The sequence below is a fragment of the Methylomonas subterranea genome (assembly GCF_024505185.1).
GTDB lineage: Bacteria > Pseudomonadota > Gammaproteobacteria > Methylococcales > Methylomonadaceae > Methylomonas > Methylomonas subterranea.
Window position 1 is genome coordinate 1 of the sequence record NZ_JANIBJ010000004.1, and the last position, 15,478, is coordinate 15,478.

14 protein-coding genes are annotated in these 15,478 nt (G+C 55.8%); 9 read left to right on the forward strand and 5 right to left on the reverse strand.

Annotated elements, in window-relative coordinates:
• Window positions 1-60: 60 nt before the first annotated feature.
• Complete coding sequence (gene htpX / locus NP590_RS02900; RefSeq protein ID WP_256600704.1) at window positions 61-936, reverse strand: protease HtpX; 876 nt, start codon at window positions 934-936, stop codon at window positions 61-63.
• 107 nt (window positions 937-1,043) lie between these two features.
• Here htpX and NP590_RS02905 point away from each other — a divergent pair, with 107 nt between their 5' ends.
• The 3 genes from NP590_RS02905 (at window position 1,044) to NP590_RS02915 (ending at window position 3,499) form a co-directional block, all read left to right on the forward strand.
• Complete coding sequence (locus NP590_RS02905) at window positions 1,044-2,153, forward strand: PQQ-dependent sugar dehydrogenase (protein ID WP_256600705.1); 1,110 nt, start codon at window positions 1,044-1,046, stop codon at window positions 2,151-2,153.
• Window positions 2,150-2,764, forward strand: coding sequence for an NUDIX domain-containing protein (locus NP590_RS02910; RefSeq protein ID WP_256600706.1), 615 nt, complete (start codon window positions 2,150-2,152; stop codon window positions 2,762-2,764). The genes NP590_RS02905 and NP590_RS02910 overlap by 4 nt, the downstream gene beginning before the upstream one ends.
• A 93-nt stretch (window positions 2,765-2,857) precedes the next feature.
• Complete coding sequence (locus NP590_RS02915) at window positions 2,858-3,499, forward strand: response regulator transcription factor (protein ID WP_256600708.1); 642 nt, start codon at window positions 2,858-2,860, stop codon at window positions 3,497-3,499.
• Window positions 3,500-4,084: 585 nt separating this feature from the next.
• On the opposite strand, the gene rpiA is transcribed toward NP590_RS02915, so the two are convergent.
• Complete coding sequence (gene rpiA, locus NP590_RS02920; protein WP_256600709.1) at window positions 4,085-4,762, reverse strand: ribose-5-phosphate isomerase RpiA; 678 nt, start codon at window positions 4,760-4,762, stop codon at window positions 4,085-4,087.
• Between the two features lie 177 nt (window positions 4,763-4,939).
• On the opposite strand from rpiA, the gene ilvA reads away from it, so the two are divergent.
• Window positions 4,940-6,463 carry a threonine ammonia-lyase, biosynthetic gene (gene ilvA / locus NP590_RS02925; RefSeq protein WP_256600710.1) on the forward strand — a complete coding sequence of 508 codons (1,524 nt, stop codon included), beginning with the start codon at window positions 4,940-4,942 and terminating at the stop codon, window positions 6,461-6,463.
• 466 nt (window positions 6,464-6,929) lie between these two features.
• Here the strand turns inward: ilvA and NP590_RS02930 are convergent, their stop codons facing one another.
• The 3 genes from NP590_RS02930 to NP590_RS02940 all read right to left on the reverse strand — a co-directional run bounded on the left by NP590_RS02930 (window position 6,930) and on the right by NP590_RS02940 (window position 8,116).
• Window positions 6,930-7,331, reverse strand: a complete 402-nt coding sequence (locus NP590_RS02930) for a type II toxin-antitoxin system VapC family toxin (RefSeq protein WP_256600711.1) — start codon at window positions 7,329-7,331, stop codon at window positions 6,930-6,932.
• Window positions 7,315-7,560 carry a type II toxin-antitoxin system Phd/YefM family antitoxin gene (locus NP590_RS02935; protein ID WP_256600713.1) on the reverse strand — a complete coding sequence of 82 codons (246 nt, stop codon included), beginning with the start codon at window positions 7,558-7,560 and terminating at the stop codon, window positions 7,315-7,317. The genes NP590_RS02930 and NP590_RS02935 overlap by 17 nt, the downstream gene beginning before the upstream one ends.
• A gap of 109 nt (window positions 7,561-7,669) precedes the next feature.
• Entirely contained in the window at window positions 7,670-8,116 is a 447-nt protein-coding gene (locus tag NP590_RS02940) for a protein NO VEIN domain-containing protein (RefSeq protein WP_256600714.1), read from the reverse strand.
• Window positions 8,117-8,453: 337 nt separating this feature from the next.
• Here NP590_RS02940 and NP590_RS20545 point away from each other — a divergent pair, with 337 nt between their 5' ends.
• From NP590_RS20545 to NP590_RS02965, 5 genes are all read left to right on the forward strand, one after another.
• On the forward strand, window positions 8,454-9,500 hold the full coding sequence (locus NP590_RS20545) for a M35 family metallo-endopeptidase (protein ID WP_256600716.1): 1,047 nt from the start codon (window positions 8,454-8,456) through the stop codon (window positions 9,498-9,500).
• 284 nt (window positions 9,501-9,784) lie between these two features.
• Window positions 9,785-9,946, forward strand: a complete 162-nt coding sequence (locus NP590_RS02950; protein ID WP_256600717.1) for a hypothetical protein — start codon at window positions 9,785-9,787, stop codon at window positions 9,944-9,946.
• Window positions 9,947-10,291: 345 nt separating this feature from the next.
• The gene (locus NP590_RS02955; RefSeq protein ID WP_256600718.1) at window positions 10,292-11,974 is read left to right on the forward strand and encodes a PAS domain-containing protein; all 1,683 of its coding nucleotides are present in this window, start codon (window positions 10,292-10,294) and stop codon (window positions 11,972-11,974) included.
• Window positions 11,971-14,967, forward strand: a complete 2,997-nt coding sequence (locus NP590_RS02960; RefSeq protein WP_256600719.1) for a PAS domain S-box protein — start codon at window positions 11,971-11,973, stop codon at window positions 14,965-14,967. The genes NP590_RS02955 and NP590_RS02960 overlap by 4 nt, the downstream gene beginning before the upstream one ends.
• A 63-nt stretch (window positions 14,968-15,030) precedes the next feature.
• Entirely contained in the window at window positions 15,031-15,456 is a 426-nt protein-coding gene (locus NP590_RS02965; protein ID WP_256600720.1) for a response regulator, read from the forward strand.
• The last annotated feature ends 22 nt before the right edge of the window (window positions 15,457-15,478 follow it).

Genomic DNA, 15,478 nt, shown 5'->3' on the forward strand with positions numbered 1-15,478 from the left:
AATTGATTGACGGACATGGAAGAAGCCGTGCCGGCTGTCAAGCCGGCACGGCGAAGGTTTTTAACGTTGGTTTCTCAAGGCTGCTATGCGCTCTTCCAAGGGCGGGTGACTCATGAACAAGCGTTGCACGCCGCCGCCGTTGATGCCGAAGGCGGCCAGTTCGCCCGGCAATTGCGCCGGCTCGTGCGAGCGTTGCAGCGCTTGCAAGGCGGAAATCATTTTTTGCCGACCGGCTAGTTTGGCGCCGCCGGCATCGGCGCGGAATTCGCGGTAGCGCGAGAACCACATCACCAGCATGGAAGCCAGAATGGACAGGGCGATTTGCGCCACCATCTGAGTCACATAATAAGCCGGGCCGTAACCGCGCTCGGTCTTGAACACCAGCCGGTCGACGATGTGGCCGATAATGGTGGCGAAGAAATACACAAAGGTATTCACCACGCCTTGCATCAGCGCCATGGTGACCATATCGCCGTTGGCCACGTGGCTGATTTCATGCCCGACCACGGCTTCCACTTCGTCGGCGCTCATGCTCTGCAGCAAACCGGTGCTGACGGCGACCAGCGCGCTGTTGCGGTTGGCGCCGGTGGCGAAGGCATTGGGTTCCGGCGCCTGGAAAATGCCGACTTCCGGCATGCCGATGCCGGCTTGTTGGGCCTGTCTGGCAACGACGCTCAGCAACCATTGTTCGGTCTGGTTTTGCGGACGCTCGATCACGTGCACGCCCATCGCGCTCTTGGCCGACCATTTGGACATGAACAGCGAAATCACCGAGCCGGTCATGCCGATGATGGCGGACATGACCAGCAGGGCATCCAGGTTCAGGTCTACGCCTTGCGCATCGAGAGTGCTTTTCAGGCCGAGCAGGTTAAAAATTATTGTAATCGCAATCATGATGGCCACGTTGGTGGCCATAAAAAGCAGTATTCTCATCATTTTAATTATCCTGTGTTGTGGTGATGGAACCGAGGTGGGTGCTGAATGGTTAAATTCAAGCCTTGGAGTGATAAGATGCGGCAAAGTTTATTTTAGGGGGCTAAAAAATGAAAGGATTTAAGGCGATATTCTGGTTGATGGCGTTTTCTCCGCTTTGTTTTGCCGTCAAACCCGAGCATGAAGCAGTATTGAAGCAACTGCACTTACCCTTCGGCTTCAAGATTTCCATTTACGCCGACGATGTTCCGAATGCCCGGCAAATGGCGCTGGGCGAGCACGGTGTGCTGTTCGTCGGTACCCGCGACGGCAAGGTTTACGCCCTGCGGGACGGCGACGGCGATGGGGTGGCCGAACAACGTTATACGCTGGCCAAGGAATTGTATTTGCCCAGCGGGGTGGCCTATAAAAGCGGCGCTTTGTACGTGGCGGAAGTTAATCGCATCATCCGTTTCGATGAAATTGAAGCCAACCTGGACCATCCTCCCCAACCGGTGGTGGTGTTCGACAAATTGCCGTCCGATAAGCACCATGGCTGGAAATACCTGAAATTCGGGCCGGACGGCAAGTTGTATAGCGCTATCGGTGCACCGTGCAATATTTGCAATCCGGAAGACAAGCTCTACGGTTCGCTGTTTAGTATCAATGCCGACGGCACGGGCTTTCAACTATTGGCCCACGGCGTTCGCAATACCGTCGGCTTCGATTGGGAGCCCGGCACTCGGCATCTGTTTTTTAACGATAACGGCCGGGATAATCTGGGCGACGACCTGCCGCCGGACGAATTGAACCAGTGGACCGGTTCCGAGCAACATTACGGCTTTCCCTTCTGTCACGCCGGCAGCATTCCCGACCCGGAATTCGGCGGCAAAATGAAATGCGGCCAGTTTCAAGGCCCGGTCTGGCGCTATAAGGCTCATGTCGCGCCGTTGGGCATGCGTTTTTACACAGGCCGGCAGTTTCCCGAGCACTATTACAAACAGCTTTTCGTGGCTCAGCACGGTTCCTGGAACCGCAGCGTGCCGCAAGGCTACCAAGTGGCCTTGGTCAAATTCAGCCAAGGCGAGCCGCTTAGCGAGCACGGCTTTGTTTCCGGCTGGTTGACGGCGTCCGGCGAGGTGTTGGGACGGCCGGTGGATGTGTTGCAGATGCCGGACGGCAGTTTGCTGGTCAGCGACGACAAACTGGGTGTGATTTACAAGATCGAGTATAAACAGTGAGCGAAAAACAGTTTGAAATACTGGCCAGGGAAACCGTTTACCAAGGCTTTTTCCGCCTGGAGCAATACACCCTGAAACATACTTTATATAGGGGGGGCTGGAGCCGGCCTATTACCCGCGAACTGTTTCGGCGCGGCAATTGCGTGGCGGTATTGTTGTACGATCCGGAGCGGGACGAAGTGGTGTTGATCGAGCAATTCCGAGTCGGTGCGGTTTTGCAACCTCGGCGCTCCTGGTTGATCGAAATCGTGGCCGGCGCGATAGAAGAGGGTGAAACGGCGGCGGAAGTGGCTTACCGCGAAGCGCTGGAGGAAGCCGGTTGCGTGATCCAGGAGCTGTTGGAAATACAGCAGTTTTACACCACGCCCGGCGGTTGTTCGGAACGCATCACGCTGTTCTGCGGCCGGGTGGATAGCCGGACGGTCGGCGGCGTGCACGGCTTGGCGGAAGAAGACGAGGACATCCACGTCACCGCGATTGAATTTGCCGAGGTTTTCCGCATGCTGGAGGACGGCAAAATCGAATCCGGGATTCCCATCATCGCCATTCAATGGCTGTATATACACCGCGAAACATTAAGGGCGGCCTGGCTGAAAAAATCGGATGCCTGAGCTTGCGTCAAAGCCCGTACTTGTTGATTGTGCATTGAAATGGGATCATTTATGCGTCCTTGTCCAGATTGATATTCAACAGATAACCCGACCGTGGCCAATATTCTGATTTATTCCAACAATCCGCGGCTGCTTGCCGAGTGGATGCATGTCTTGATTGCGGATCACAGCGTAAGCCGGTTATTGAATGCTCGTAGCGAATATCGGGCGGATGCGGTGATTATCGATGCCGGTAAGCTGGATGAAGACGCCAGCCTGATGGCTGTTTTCTCCAACCCGAATGTGCGTTTTTTGGTGATGGGCAGTCACTGGCCCGAGCAAAAACAGGTCGAGGTCATGTTGCGCGGCGCCGCCGGCTATTGCGAGGAAGCGGAAGCGGGGCAACTGCTGAAGAGGGCCGTAGAGTGTATTCTCAGGGGCGATATCTGGATACGCCGGTCTTTGGTACCCAAAGTGCTTGGGGTGTTGACCGGTCAAATGCAATCCAGCCAGGGTAATCATTTGTCGCTGGACGAGCGCGATAAATTGACGCGGATGTCCAACTCATTGTCGGCCCGCGAACTGGAAGTGGCCAATATGATACGGCAGGGCAAAAGCAATCGCAGCATCGCCGAAGCCATGAGTATTTCCGAACGCACCGTCAAGGCTCATCTGTCCTCCATTTTCAGAAAATTCGAAGTCGACGACCGTTTATGTTTGGCAATACGCCTGAAGGAAATCGACCAATACCGTTAACCTGAAATTGGTGCGTTATTTATTCGAAAGTAATATGGCGGGGCTAGGTTGCTTGGCCGGCCAGCTTAGAACTCCGCTCCTAATTCTACTTTGTCACATTTAAAAACCGCCGTCAGGCCGCCTGGAAGGCGGGCATCCAGCGCCATGGATGGCAAGCTTTGGTCCAGCCATGGAGCCTGGATTCCGGCAATCCCCGCGGGAATGACGAATTCCTTTAAGAATCTGACAAAGTAGAACTAACTTCCCTATTTATATCCTCCACCCTGGCCCTCTCCCGGAGGAGGGTGTCGAAAAGACAATCAGTCCCTTCTCCCGCCGCACCCGCGGGGCATAAAGGAGAAGGTTAGGATGAGGGTATATAAAACGATAGTTAACTGGTTTTTACCCCTCGCCCCAACCCTCTCCCGCAAGGAGAGGGAGCTTTTACGACAGCCTCCGGAGGGAGAAGGAACAGAATGCGGAAGTGATTTTGTGCATATTTCTTGGACGGACGGATTAACCTCGTCCTGTTCGATGAGCAAGCTTACCCCCTTTTCGACTTTTCCTTCATGGGCCGGGCCGATAGCCTGCATGATCGTTGTGTTATCAGTAAGTAATCACTTCCGAACCTTTGCCCACCAACACCACGTCGGCGTCGCGCATGGCGAACAAACCGTTGGTGATGACGCCGGGGATATTGTTGATGGTTTGTTCCATGCCTATCGGGTCGACGATACTCAGATTGTAGACATCCAGAATTTCGCAGCCGTTATCGGTGATGTAGGAGGCGCCGGTGTCCTTGTTCATGCGCAATTCCGGGGTGCCGCCCAATTTGGCCAATTGTCTGGCCACGAAGCTGCGCGACAAGGGCAGCACTTCCACCGGCAAGGGAAATTTGCCCATCACTTCCACGCATTTGCTTTCGTCGACGATGCAGACGAATTTCTTGCTGGCGCCGGCAATGATTTTCTCGCGGGTCAAGGCACCGCCGCCGCCTTTCAGCATTTTTCTGTGCGGGGTGACTTCGTCGGCACCGTCCACGTACACTTCCAAATCGCCGGTCTGGTTCAATTCCAAAACCTTGATGCCGATGGATTGCAGATGTTCGGTGGTTTTGATGGAGCTGGAAACCGCCGCTTCGATATCGTGTTTAAAATCGCAGTCGGCCAATTGGTTGATCAAATGGGTGACCGTGGAGCCGGTACCCATGCCGATGACGGGTACGTTTTTCAGATATTGCAGAGCCGCTGCCGCTACTTGTTTTTTTAATTCATCTTGGGTCATTGTTGTTGTTCCTGATGAGGGGTGGTGTGAAATCCGGCCGCGACGATGTTGCCGCGAGGGTGTGGGATAATAACCGATTAGCGCCAATCCCTCAGCAGTTTTTACGCCGGCGGGGAGGAGGGGCCATACCGTTCAGGCTACACCGGTCAAAGGCTGTAGCCGGTACCGAGGATCAGAATGCATCAATACATCGAAAAAATATTACGCGCCAAAGTGTACGACGTGGCGGAGGAAACCCCACTGGATTTCGCCCCCGGTTTGTCGGAAAGACTGGAAAATCGGGTGTATTTGAAACGGGAGGATTTACAGCCGGTGTTCTCCTTTAAATTACGCGGGGCCTATAACAAAATGGCCGCGCTGACGTCCGAGCAGGCCGGACGCGGCGTGATTGCCGCTTCGGCCGGCAATCACGCCCAAGGCGTGGCGCTGGCGGCGAAAAAACTCGGTATCAAGGCCTTGATCGTGATGCCCAAAACCACGCCGGAAATCAAGGTTAAATCCGTCAAGGCTCGCGGCGCCAAAATCGTGCTGCACGGCGATTCTTACGACGACGCCTACAGCCACGCCCAGGAACTGGCCGGCGAAAAAGGCCTGGTATTCATTCATCCCTACGACGACCCGGAGGTGATTGCCGGCCAGGGCACGGTGGGGATGGAAATTCTGCGGCAGCATAACGGCGATATTCATGCCATTTTCGTGCCGGTGGGCGGCGGCGGACTGGTGGCCGGGATTGCCGCCTATGTGAAATTCGTCCGGCCGGAGATCAAGATTATTGCCGTGGAACCCGACGATGCCGATTGTCTAAATCAAGCCTTGCAAGCCGGTAAGCGGGTGGTGCTGCCGCAAGTCGGCCTGTTTGCCGACGGCGTGGCGGTAAAGCAGATAGGCGCCGAGCCGTTTCGCATTGCCCGGCAACACGTGGATGCAGTGATTACCGTCGGCACCGACGAGATTTGCGCCGCCATCAAGGACATATTCGACGATACCCGCTCGGTGGCGGAACCGGCCGGGGCGCTGGCGGTGGCCGGTTTGAAAAAGTATGTGGAATTAAGTGGCGCGCGGCAACAAACTCTGATTGCCATCGACAGCGGCGCCAACATCAATTTCGACCGCTTGCGCTATGTGGCCGAACGTACTCTGGTGGGCGAGCACAGGGAAATTCTGCTGGCGGTGGCGATTCCGGAACAGCCCGGCAGTTTTCTGAAATTTTGCAAAAAAATCGGCAAGCGCAGTATCACCGAATTTAATTACCGCTATTTCGACCAACGGCTGGCGCAAGTGTTTGTCGGCATCAGCAGCAGCGGTCTGGAAGGGGACCGCGAGCAATTGATCGCTCAATTGGGGGAAGACGGTTTTTTGGTAACCGATATGACTTTCAACGAACTGGCCAAGGACCATATCCGCCACATGGTCGGCGGGCATGGTCCGCGGCATTTGAACGAAAGTGTCTATAGCGTGGAATTCCCGGAACGGCCCGGCGCATTACTCAAATTTTTGCTGTCGCTGGGCAGCCAATGGAACATCAGTTTGTTTCATTATCGCAATCACGCCGCCGCATTCGGCAAGGTATTGATCGGTCTGCAAATGGCCGCCGCCGAATGCGCGGCTTTCGAACAATGTCTGCATGGCTTGGGCTTGGCGTTTCAACGGGAAACCGCCAATCCGGCCTACCGGTTGTTTGCCGGCGGCAGCGGCGGATAAATCAACCGTGCCGGCCGCGCGGAATATCGCTGTATGCGGCATGGAGGATACTTACCGATCGAACTGTGTTTTTTCCGCCGCCTTATGCACCGAATCTCGGCCTGAACGCCCGATTCCGGAAGACGCTATTACTAAAGCTTTTGCCGATTCAAAACGGCTCTCAGTCCGATTAAGTCAAACCGATGAACTACCGCGCCTATCAAGGAGCGTAAACAGTGCAATTTGACACATGATCATTGATTTCTTCGAATGTGGTTGATCAAAATAAATTCATGGCAAGCTATTCCTCTTCGAACTCAGCATTCCCAGACTTCAAAACCCTGCAATTCTCTTTAACAGCTCGTTGCATAGCATCATCAAACCCGTCCTTATTAGACGTGGCCTGAATCTCTATGGAAATTGATGTCATCGAACGGCAATGCGACTTCGATTAGTTTTTAGGGGTTTTAATCGGATAAGACATGTGTCACCAAATACAAAGCAAGCCTGGATTGGCTCTCAATTTTTCATCTGCCGTAATCAGCGGCGCTTGATGCGCAATAGCCGTGGCGGCAATCAATCTATCGCCCGGATCGCCATGTGTCACAATGCCGCTTTCCGCCAGGGCCGCAATCGAAGGCGTCAGTTGCAGAATATTCAGACCCAGCGATTCAACGATGTCTTCCATGTACGACGTTGGGGTATAGTGTGCAGGTAGTATCAGGCGGTTTTTACGAAACAGCATAGCTATTTCCCAGAAGCTGATTGCGGCGCAGGCCAGAGAACCTTGTTCCCGTCCTTGATCTAAAGCTTGTTGGGCGGCAACTGTTAAACGGTTTCGGTTATCCGCCCAGAACAACAGGACGTTGGTATCACAGATTGTCAGCATCGGCCGTCCATTCCTCATCCAACGGAGCCAGAATATCGCCGACAATGACCGTCCCACGCAATGCTTCCAGGCGTTTTAAAGCTGCTTCGCGTTTACTTTCACGGTGATCGGGTACGATTCGAGCAATGGTTTTGCCGTGCAACGTAATCGCAATCTCTTCGCCTTGTTGCACTTGCTTAAGATAATCCGGCAAGTGTTGGCGTAGTTCAGTGACATTAACCGAGTTCATATATACTCCAATTCTGTACAGTCGTTCTGTGCATTATAGGCTTTCGGCTCTGGAAAGTAAGTCTTCCAAATCGTAGTTAATGCTCGCGACGTCAAACTCAGGCTCCTGACTAAACCGATTTTTTCAGGTAATACGGGCCTTGGTGGCTATCGACAATGACGATGGCCAAAATGAATTTATCGGTTTGATTGAGGCCGTAGATGATTTCATTACGGCTAACGGTAATGGTAGATTGGCCTTTTGCTCGACCTTTGACCTCAATATGACGGGCCTGGGCGAGTTTGCCGTCGGCGCTTGGCGGTTGTGAAGTAATGTCCCAGCCGCATTTTTCCATCGATACATCTTTAATGGTGTGACCTAAACGGGTTTCGACATTGATGACCGCCTGCATGGCGATTTGTTCGATGCGTTTACGTGCGTCCGAATCTACTGTGAACGGCACTTCGCCTTTACGTTGCGCCAATAGACCTTGCGGAATGACCAAGGCTCCACCGATGACCACCGGCTCCGGATACCACGTTAGCCATCGTATTGAGTTCTTTCTTGCGTTGTTCAAGGCGAGCCGTCAGTTCTTCGACGCGGCGCTTGGCGTTATCCGGTTGTAATCTTGGTTGCTTGCCAGCGGCTACATCGTCAGTAATAAACATCTGGTAAAAACGATGCTTCTCTTGCGAACCATTCAGGACTGGGGCTTAAAAGCCTCGCGTCCGCTCAAGAATCCCGCAAGGCTGAAGTTTACATCCTCCGGTCAAAGGGTAAAAATAAAAAGTCTTGCCAATAAGATGGGTGCCGGGTATGGTTATTCGATGGATGGATAGGCAAAGTGGCGATGAATTTCTTTACCTCCATACATTAAATGGGTCTTACCCTCACAACAATGGAGGAAACACTTTGTGAAGCTCTTTTCGGATGCATATACCGACGCGAGAACCTGTCTCGCTTCAGCAACATTCTCCAGCGAGAAAGGTTGGGACGGAGTTATCAAGGGACTGCGTAGCCTGGTGCGGCAGGATGGCTTGGTAAAGAGTAAGAGTGGCAGTCTTGGCGACCTGCGAAAACGGATTAAGTCCGACAGCAAAAGCGGTAAGGAGTGCGATGGAATCATCGCGGGCGCGGGCGCCTGGGGCAGCAACGGCGCGGTAGCGGACGACGCGACGGCCAAGAAGCTGGGTACTCTGAAGCTTTTACGCCATACCTACAGTCTGACCAGTCGGGGCTCGCATCAGGTGTGGATCGTGTCCACTCCCGCCGCGATGCGTGAATGGCCGGCGGATGCCTATTCAGGCAAGAGTCTTCTCACCGTCAAGGACAGTTTAAGCGATCTGTCCGAGCAGTTCAGCAGTGAAGCAAAGAAGAACCTGTCCAAGGCGACGCAGGAGGGTGGTGCTTGGTGTCATAAGGCCATGATTGTGGCCGGTGCCTGCCTCAAGGGCAAAGGCAAGGGGATTGAGATCATCAAGCGTTGGTTTGCCGACGAGGATAATCAGGGCGAAGCCGAGCTTGCCGCCATCGCCACGAAGCTGAACGCCGGCTTCAAGAAGCTTGCGGGGGCCATGAACAAAGGTCATGTAATCCTGACCGACGTCCCGGCCATACGCGGGGACACCACAAACAGGATTTGGCTGTCCGAAGCCGCCGCGGCGCCGGGTTCCGCCGCAACCGACGGTATCCGGGTCGTCTACATCGAAAGCGCCTTCTTCGCCGATCAGAACGTGTTGTCGGGTAAGAAGAACTGGACTCGCATCCTGGTTCACGAAATGACGCATGTGGAACTTGCTACGGCCGACGTCCGTTACGCCCACGATTCGTTGGGAATGAAGCCGGAAAAAAACAACTTCAGCACAGCCACCTGCCTCACCAATGCGGAAAGTTGGGCGTTTTTTGCCGCTGACTGCGCGGGCGCCGTGGACGTGGGCATTCGGAACAGCGTTCTGAAATGATCACGGGTGCATATCGCAAGGCCTTGGCTTTAATCGCCCTGGTAATGATTTTCGCGTCGGCGTGCGAGGCTGATGTCCAGCCCTCCCCGACGCCAACAGCAAAGGAGAAGCCCATGTCAGGCTTGATGTCCAGCCGCCCGCGCATACCCCAGGTGGCTCCGGTAACGATCGGTGCCGTACGCTACGAACCGACAGTCCAGACTAGCACGCCCGGCCCCGAGCATGCGCCGGGCGTGCTCGGCGCCTACGATGCGGCCACCGGTGTTCGGCTTTGGACGCTCCAGGTGTATACACAGCCGATCGATACCCGGCTGGAGACCGACGTCCAGGAAGATCATATCAACAGCCTGACCGCGACGCCCGACGGTAAGCTGAGTATCGTCACCGAAACCGGTCTTCGTTACGAAGTCGATCCGGGCTCGCGAAGCGCTCACGCACTACCTTAGCAAGGTTCCGTGCTCAGGCGGTATTGAGTCGTCATGAACGTTTCAACCATGGGTAAAAGTTTGCCCAAACGTTTAGAGCGGGTTGAATAAGCCGCCCGGCGCCAGATCCGGATTTGAAGCGATGTCGCCGTTGGAGATGCTTTTGTCGTAATTGTGTTCGCTCTGCGCGCGGAACAGGTGAAACCGGCATAACCGCCTTACATCCTCCTCATCCTCAATAAGTCACGGCGATCCGTTGCGTATGACAGACCGATTAATGCCATTGTTATACACGCCTAATTCCACTTGGCGGGCTCCCCGAATGCCGTCCGCCGACCCTCATGATTTACCGGCTATCGCGCGGCCATGATACGTAAAGCCCTGCTTTCGCTGCCGGCCAGATTCTTGGTGCCCTTGCTGTTCGGCGTTGCCGCCCTGTTGGCGGTCGCCGTCAATTATCGCTTGCTGGTCGAGCAATATGCCGAAACCATACTGTTTAGCGAGCAAAAGCGGCTGCGGGAACATTTGCGGATAGAACAAAGCCGGCTGCAACTTGAATGGGTGCGGGGGAACCGCTTGCAGGCGCAACGGCTGATTTCCGAATTGCCGTTGCTGAGCGGCATCACGCATGCCTGGTTGGTGGACGGAGCGGGCAGTATTGTGGCGGCCTTGTCCGGGGCGGAAACCGGGCAGCCGTTGAGCGGCATTCCGAGCGAACAGGCGCCGAGTTTACGCGCGGGCATGCCGCCGGAAGCTTTCGCCTGGCATCCCGACATTCGTATTCGCGCCATCCCGGGCGAACAGGCCTTGCTGGGCGAAGTCGGCATTCGGCCCGACCTGGTTTTGCGGCTGAGGCTGGACTTGACGCCGGCCCTGGCCGAACGGTCGGCGTTGGGACAAGCCCATTTGCTCAGGCATGCCGGACTGATCGTAGTACTGACTCTATTGCTGGGCGGTTTGTTGCATGTTTTGTGGTTTCGCCGCGCCGCGCATCTGACGGCAACCGCCATTGCCATGAGCAAGGGCGATTTAGACTTGCGCGCGCATCTGCGGGGGGGCGACGAACTGGCCGCGATTGGCGCGGCGCTGGATAGTCTGGCCGCCAATCAACAACGTTATCAGGCCGAGTTGCGGCAGTTGCTGCGTAAACTGGAAACCCTTGCCAATGCCTCTCCGGTGTTGTTTTGGTCTTCACGCCCGGACATGAGCTGTAAATGGTTCAATCAACGCTGGCTGGATTTTACCGGCCGCACGCTGGAGCAGGAACAAGGCCACGGCTGGCTGGAAAATATACACCCCGAGGATGCCGAGCGGTTTTGGACGCTATATGCCCGTGCCTTCGCGGCGCGCGAGGCTTTTTTCCTGGAACATCGCTTGCGCCGTCATGACGGCGAATACCGCTGGCTGCTCAATCAAGCCATGCCGCGTTACGACGCCGACGGTCATTTTTTGGGCTATATCGGTTCCTGTCTGGATATCAGCGAGCAAACGCAACTGCATCGGCGCCTGGCCGACAGCGAAGCTTATTACCGTTATCTGTTCGAGCACAATCCGGCGCCCATGCTGATATTCGACCGGGAAGAATTGCGGTTGATGTCGGTGAATGAAGCGTTTTTGGAACACTACGGCTATAGCCGGGCGGAAGCGCAACAACTCAATCTGACGGATTTATATCCCGCTTCCGAACAGCCCGCCGTGCTCAGTCTGGCGCGGGACTTGACCTTTGACGGCGAGTGGCACCACCGCAAGAAAAACGGCGACTTTATCGATGTCGTCACCCACGCCCACGATCTGGTCTATGCCGAGCGCGGTTGCAGAGTCATGGTGATCGGCGACATCACCGAACGCAAGCGGGCGGAATTGATTCTGTACCAACGCAATCGGGAACTGGAGCGCTTTAATGTAGCCTCGGTGGACCGGGAACTGGCGATGATAGATTTAAAGCGGCGCATCAATGCGCTAGCGGAGCAACTCGGACAGTCGCCGCCCTACGATCTGAGTTTTACCGAGAGCGGGATTGACCGGTCCGAATCCGGGCCTTCCTCATGACTATGTCGCGGCGCCAGCGTTACATCGTTCTGGCCTGTCTAGGCTATGTGGCGCTGGCGCTGGCCTGGATATTTCTTTCCGACCAATTGTTGCCCGCCTTGATCGATATGGCTGCCGTGGTTTGGCTGTCGTCCGCCAAGGGCGTGTTGTTTGTGCTGCTGAGCGGATTGGGCTTTTATTTCGTGTTGCAGGGGGTGCCGCCCGCCCTTGACGAGCCCGAGGCGGATTATTCCCTGCTACAAGTGTTTGCCGCTCAACGCCTGCCCGGCTGGCTGGTGTATGTGCTGATGGCGGCCTTGGTGAGCATGGTGCAAATAGTCTACAGCCGGATTGCGGAAATATTCGACCATGCGCCGCTGCTGGTTTTATTCATGTTGCCGGTGATAGTTTCCGCCTTGCTGGGCGGACTTTGGCCGGGTTTGCTGGCGACCGCCGCGGTTGCCGTTGCATCGATCTACAACATGCAACCGGTTGGCCTGTTTGAGATCGGCAACCGGCTCGGCTTGTTTCATTGGAGTCTGTTGCTTGTTGACGGCCTCACCGTCAGTCTGATCAGCGAAGCCATGCACTCGGCCAGACGCCGGGATGTTCAGCGCAGACGGCAATTGGAACAGGCCTCCGAGGAATTAAGCGCTAGCGAAGCGCGGTTTCGGCGTTTGTTTCAGGAAGCGCCGGTGGCCATGGCCTTGATTGACAAACAGCAGTACATCGCGGCGCGTAATCTTCGCTTCGACTCGCTGTTCGGCTACGAACCGACCGAACTGACCAGTCTGAGGGATTGGTGGCCCAGAGCTTACCCAGACCCGCATTATCGGGCCCAAGTCAAGGCGGAATGGGTCGGCGGCATGCGGGCGGCGCTCGAGCGGACCGACGATGTGCAGGGCGGCGAATATCGGGTGAGCTGCGCGAACGGCAGCGAAAAGCGGGTGCTGATTTACGCAATAAGCCTGCTGGATGGCATGTTGTTCAGTTTTTTGGATGTCACCGAATTCCGTCTGGTTGAACAGCGGCTGGGGTTATGGATGGAATCCTTCGAACAGGCTCAGGTCGGCTTGATCATTTCCGACGCCCAGGCCAACACTATCAGTCTGGTGAATCCGGCTTTTGCCCGGCAACGCGGCTACGGCCCCCACGAAATGACCGGCATGCCCCTGGCCCGCTTGTTTCCCATGGAACGGCAGAACGATATGCGGCACATCTTGCATGCCTTGAGCAAGAACGCGCACGGGGTGTTCGAAACCGAGCATGTCAGAAAGGACGGCAGCCGTTTTCCGGTGCTGGTTGACGTTACGGTGTTGAGAAATCCGCAACAGCAGCCGCTGACGCGAGTGGCATTCGTGTTCGACTTGACCGAACGCAAGGCCGCCGAGCAAGCCTTGGCGGCGGTCCGGGCCCACTCGGCCGAGCAACAGGCCAGAGCCCGTCTGGCGCTGTTAAACCAAATGCAGGATGCCAATCTGGCCCGCTTGCGGGCCGAATCCGCCTTGGCCGCCCTGCGGGAAAGCGAGTCCCGCTTCAAGCTGTTTATCGATTATGCGCCGGCTGCCCTGGCGATGTTCGATCGCGACATGCGCTATTTGGCCTTCAGCCGGCGCTGGCTGGACGACTATCGATTGGGCGAGCGGGATTTATTCGGGTTGAGCCATTACGATGTGTTCCCGGAAATCGATGACCGCTTTAAGGCTATTCACCAACGCGGCATGAACGGCGAAATCGTCCGCATGGAAGAGGATTGCTTTCGGCGACACGATGGCGGCCAACAATGGTTGCGCTGGGAGGTAAGGCCCTGGTACCTGGATTCCGGCGGCGTGGGCGGCATCGTGATCTTTTCCGAGGACATCAGCGCGCGGCTGGCGGCCAAATCCGCGCTGCTGGACAGTGAAGCCCGTCTGCGCGCCCTGATCGGCACCATCCCCGACCTGATCTTTTTAAAGGATGTAAACGGGGTATATTTGTTGTGCAATCCTGTTTTGCAGCGGCTGGTCGGCGCGCCGGAATGCGATATTATCGGTCGTACCGATTTCGATTTTTTCGACGCCGATCAAGCGGCGTCCTTCCGCGCCAACGATAAGCGCGCACTCGAGGCCGCGGTTCCGGTGGTCAACGAGGAGTGGCTGACTTTCGCCGAAGACGGCTATCGCGGCTTGTTCCAAACCGTGAAAACCCGGGTCGAGAATGCGGATGGGCAGTTGATAGGCATACTCGGTATCGGGCGCGATATCACCGTGTTGCGTCAGGCGGAACAGAGCCTGCGGCTAAGTAATGTCGACTTGGAGGCCAGGGTGGCGGAGAGAACCGCCGAGCTCGAAGCGTTGAATCAATCGCTGGAAAGCTTTGTGTATTCGGTGTCGCACGATTTGAAGGCGCCATTAAGGGGCATAGAAGGTTACAGTCAATTGCTGAAGGAAGACTATGGCGCCAGCCTGGACGAAGACGGGCGTTTTTTTATCGCCAACATTCGCACCGGCGTGGCGCGGATGAGCGAATTGATCGACGATCTGTTAGCCTATTCCCGCATGGAAAGGCGTAAGCTGGAGACGCTGCCGCTGGATTTGGCCGCCTTGATCGAGCAACTGCTGGCGGAGAAAGCCGACGATATCGCGGCGGCCGGCGCCGAAATCGTTACCGACCTATCGTCCGTTTACGTGCAGGCCGACAGCAACGGTTTGGGCTTGGTCATGCGCAATTTGTTGGAAAATGCCCTCAAATTCAGCGCCAACAGCCTGCCGCCCCGCATCGAGATCAGCCTCGGTCGGCGGGGCGACCACGCCCTGGTACGGATTGCCGACAACGGTATCGGTTTCGATATGGCTTATCACGAACGGATTTTCGAGATTTTTCAGCGCTTGCACCGGCAGGAAGATTATCCCGGTACCGGCATAGGCCTGGCCTTGGTCAAAAAGGCCATGCAACGCATGGGCGGCGAGGTGTGGGCCGAAAGCGCGCCGGGCCAGGGGGCGCGGTTTTATTTGCAACTGCCGGCGGTCGCTTAGATTGATGTTATCGGCGCACAAAAACTTTCAGCGTTGCCAAGTGCGACGCAAGGCTTGCTACCCATGACTGCCTATCCACCCATTCTGTTGGTCGAGGATAATCCCGTCGATGTCGATTTGACTTTGCGGGCCTTTAAACGCCGCAAGCTGGCCAATGAAGTATTGGTGGCGCGCGACGGCGAGGAAGCCTTGGCCTGGATTCCGCGCTGGGAAGCCGGCGAGGCCTTGCCGACCGTCATATTGCTGGACTTGAATATGCCGCGGGTCGACGGCTTGAGCGTGCTGCGGGTCCTGAAAACCCATCCGCGCCTGCGCAGCGTACCGGTGGTGATTTTGACCACCTCCAAGGAAGACCGGGATGTCTCAACCGCTTACGACTTGGGGGCCAATTCCTATATCGTCAAACCGGTGGAGTTCGATAAATTCATGGAAGTGGCCCAGCAAATCGAATTGTATTGGTGCGTGTTTAATGAAATGCCCCGCGTATGAACTGTTCCAGGTTTTTTATATC

What these genes read in the sequence shown, in the direction of transcription:
- htpX (WP_256600704.1), bottom strand. Translation starts at nt 936, where the DNA reads ATGATGAGAATACTGCTTTTTATGGCCACCAACGTGGCCATCATGATT.
- NP590_RS02905 (WP_256600705.1), top strand. Translation starts at nt 1,044, where the DNA reads ATGAAAGGATTTAAGGCGATATTCTGGTTGATGGCGTTTTCTCCGCTT.
- rpiA (WP_256600709.1), bottom strand. Translation starts at nt 4,762, where the DNA reads ATGACCCAAGATGAATTAAAAAAACAAGTAGCGGCAGCGGCTCTGCAA.
- ilvA (WP_256600710.1), top strand. Translation starts at nt 4,940, where the DNA reads ATGCATCAATACATCGAAAAAATATTACGCGCCAAAGTGTACGACGTG.
- NP590_RS02930 (WP_256600711.1), bottom strand. Translation starts at nt 7,331, where the DNA reads ATGCTGACAATCTGTGATACCAACGTCCTGTTGTTCTGGGCGGATAAC.
- NP590_RS02935 (WP_256600713.1), bottom strand. Translation starts at nt 7,560, where the DNA reads ATGAACTCGGTTAATGTCACTGAACTACGCCAACACTTGCCGGATTAT.
- NP590_RS02955 (WP_256600718.1), top strand. Translation starts at nt 10,292, where the DNA reads ATGATACGTAAAGCCCTGCTTTCGCTGCCGGCCAGATTCTTGGTGCCC.
- NP590_RS02960 (WP_256600719.1), top strand. Translation starts at nt 11,971, where the DNA reads ATGACTATGTCGCGGCGCCAGCGTTACATCGTTCTGGCCTGTCTAGGC.
- NP590_RS02965 (WP_256600720.1), top strand. Translation starts at nt 15,031, where the DNA reads ATGACTGCCTATCCACCCATTCTGTTGGTCGAGGATAATCCCGTCGAT.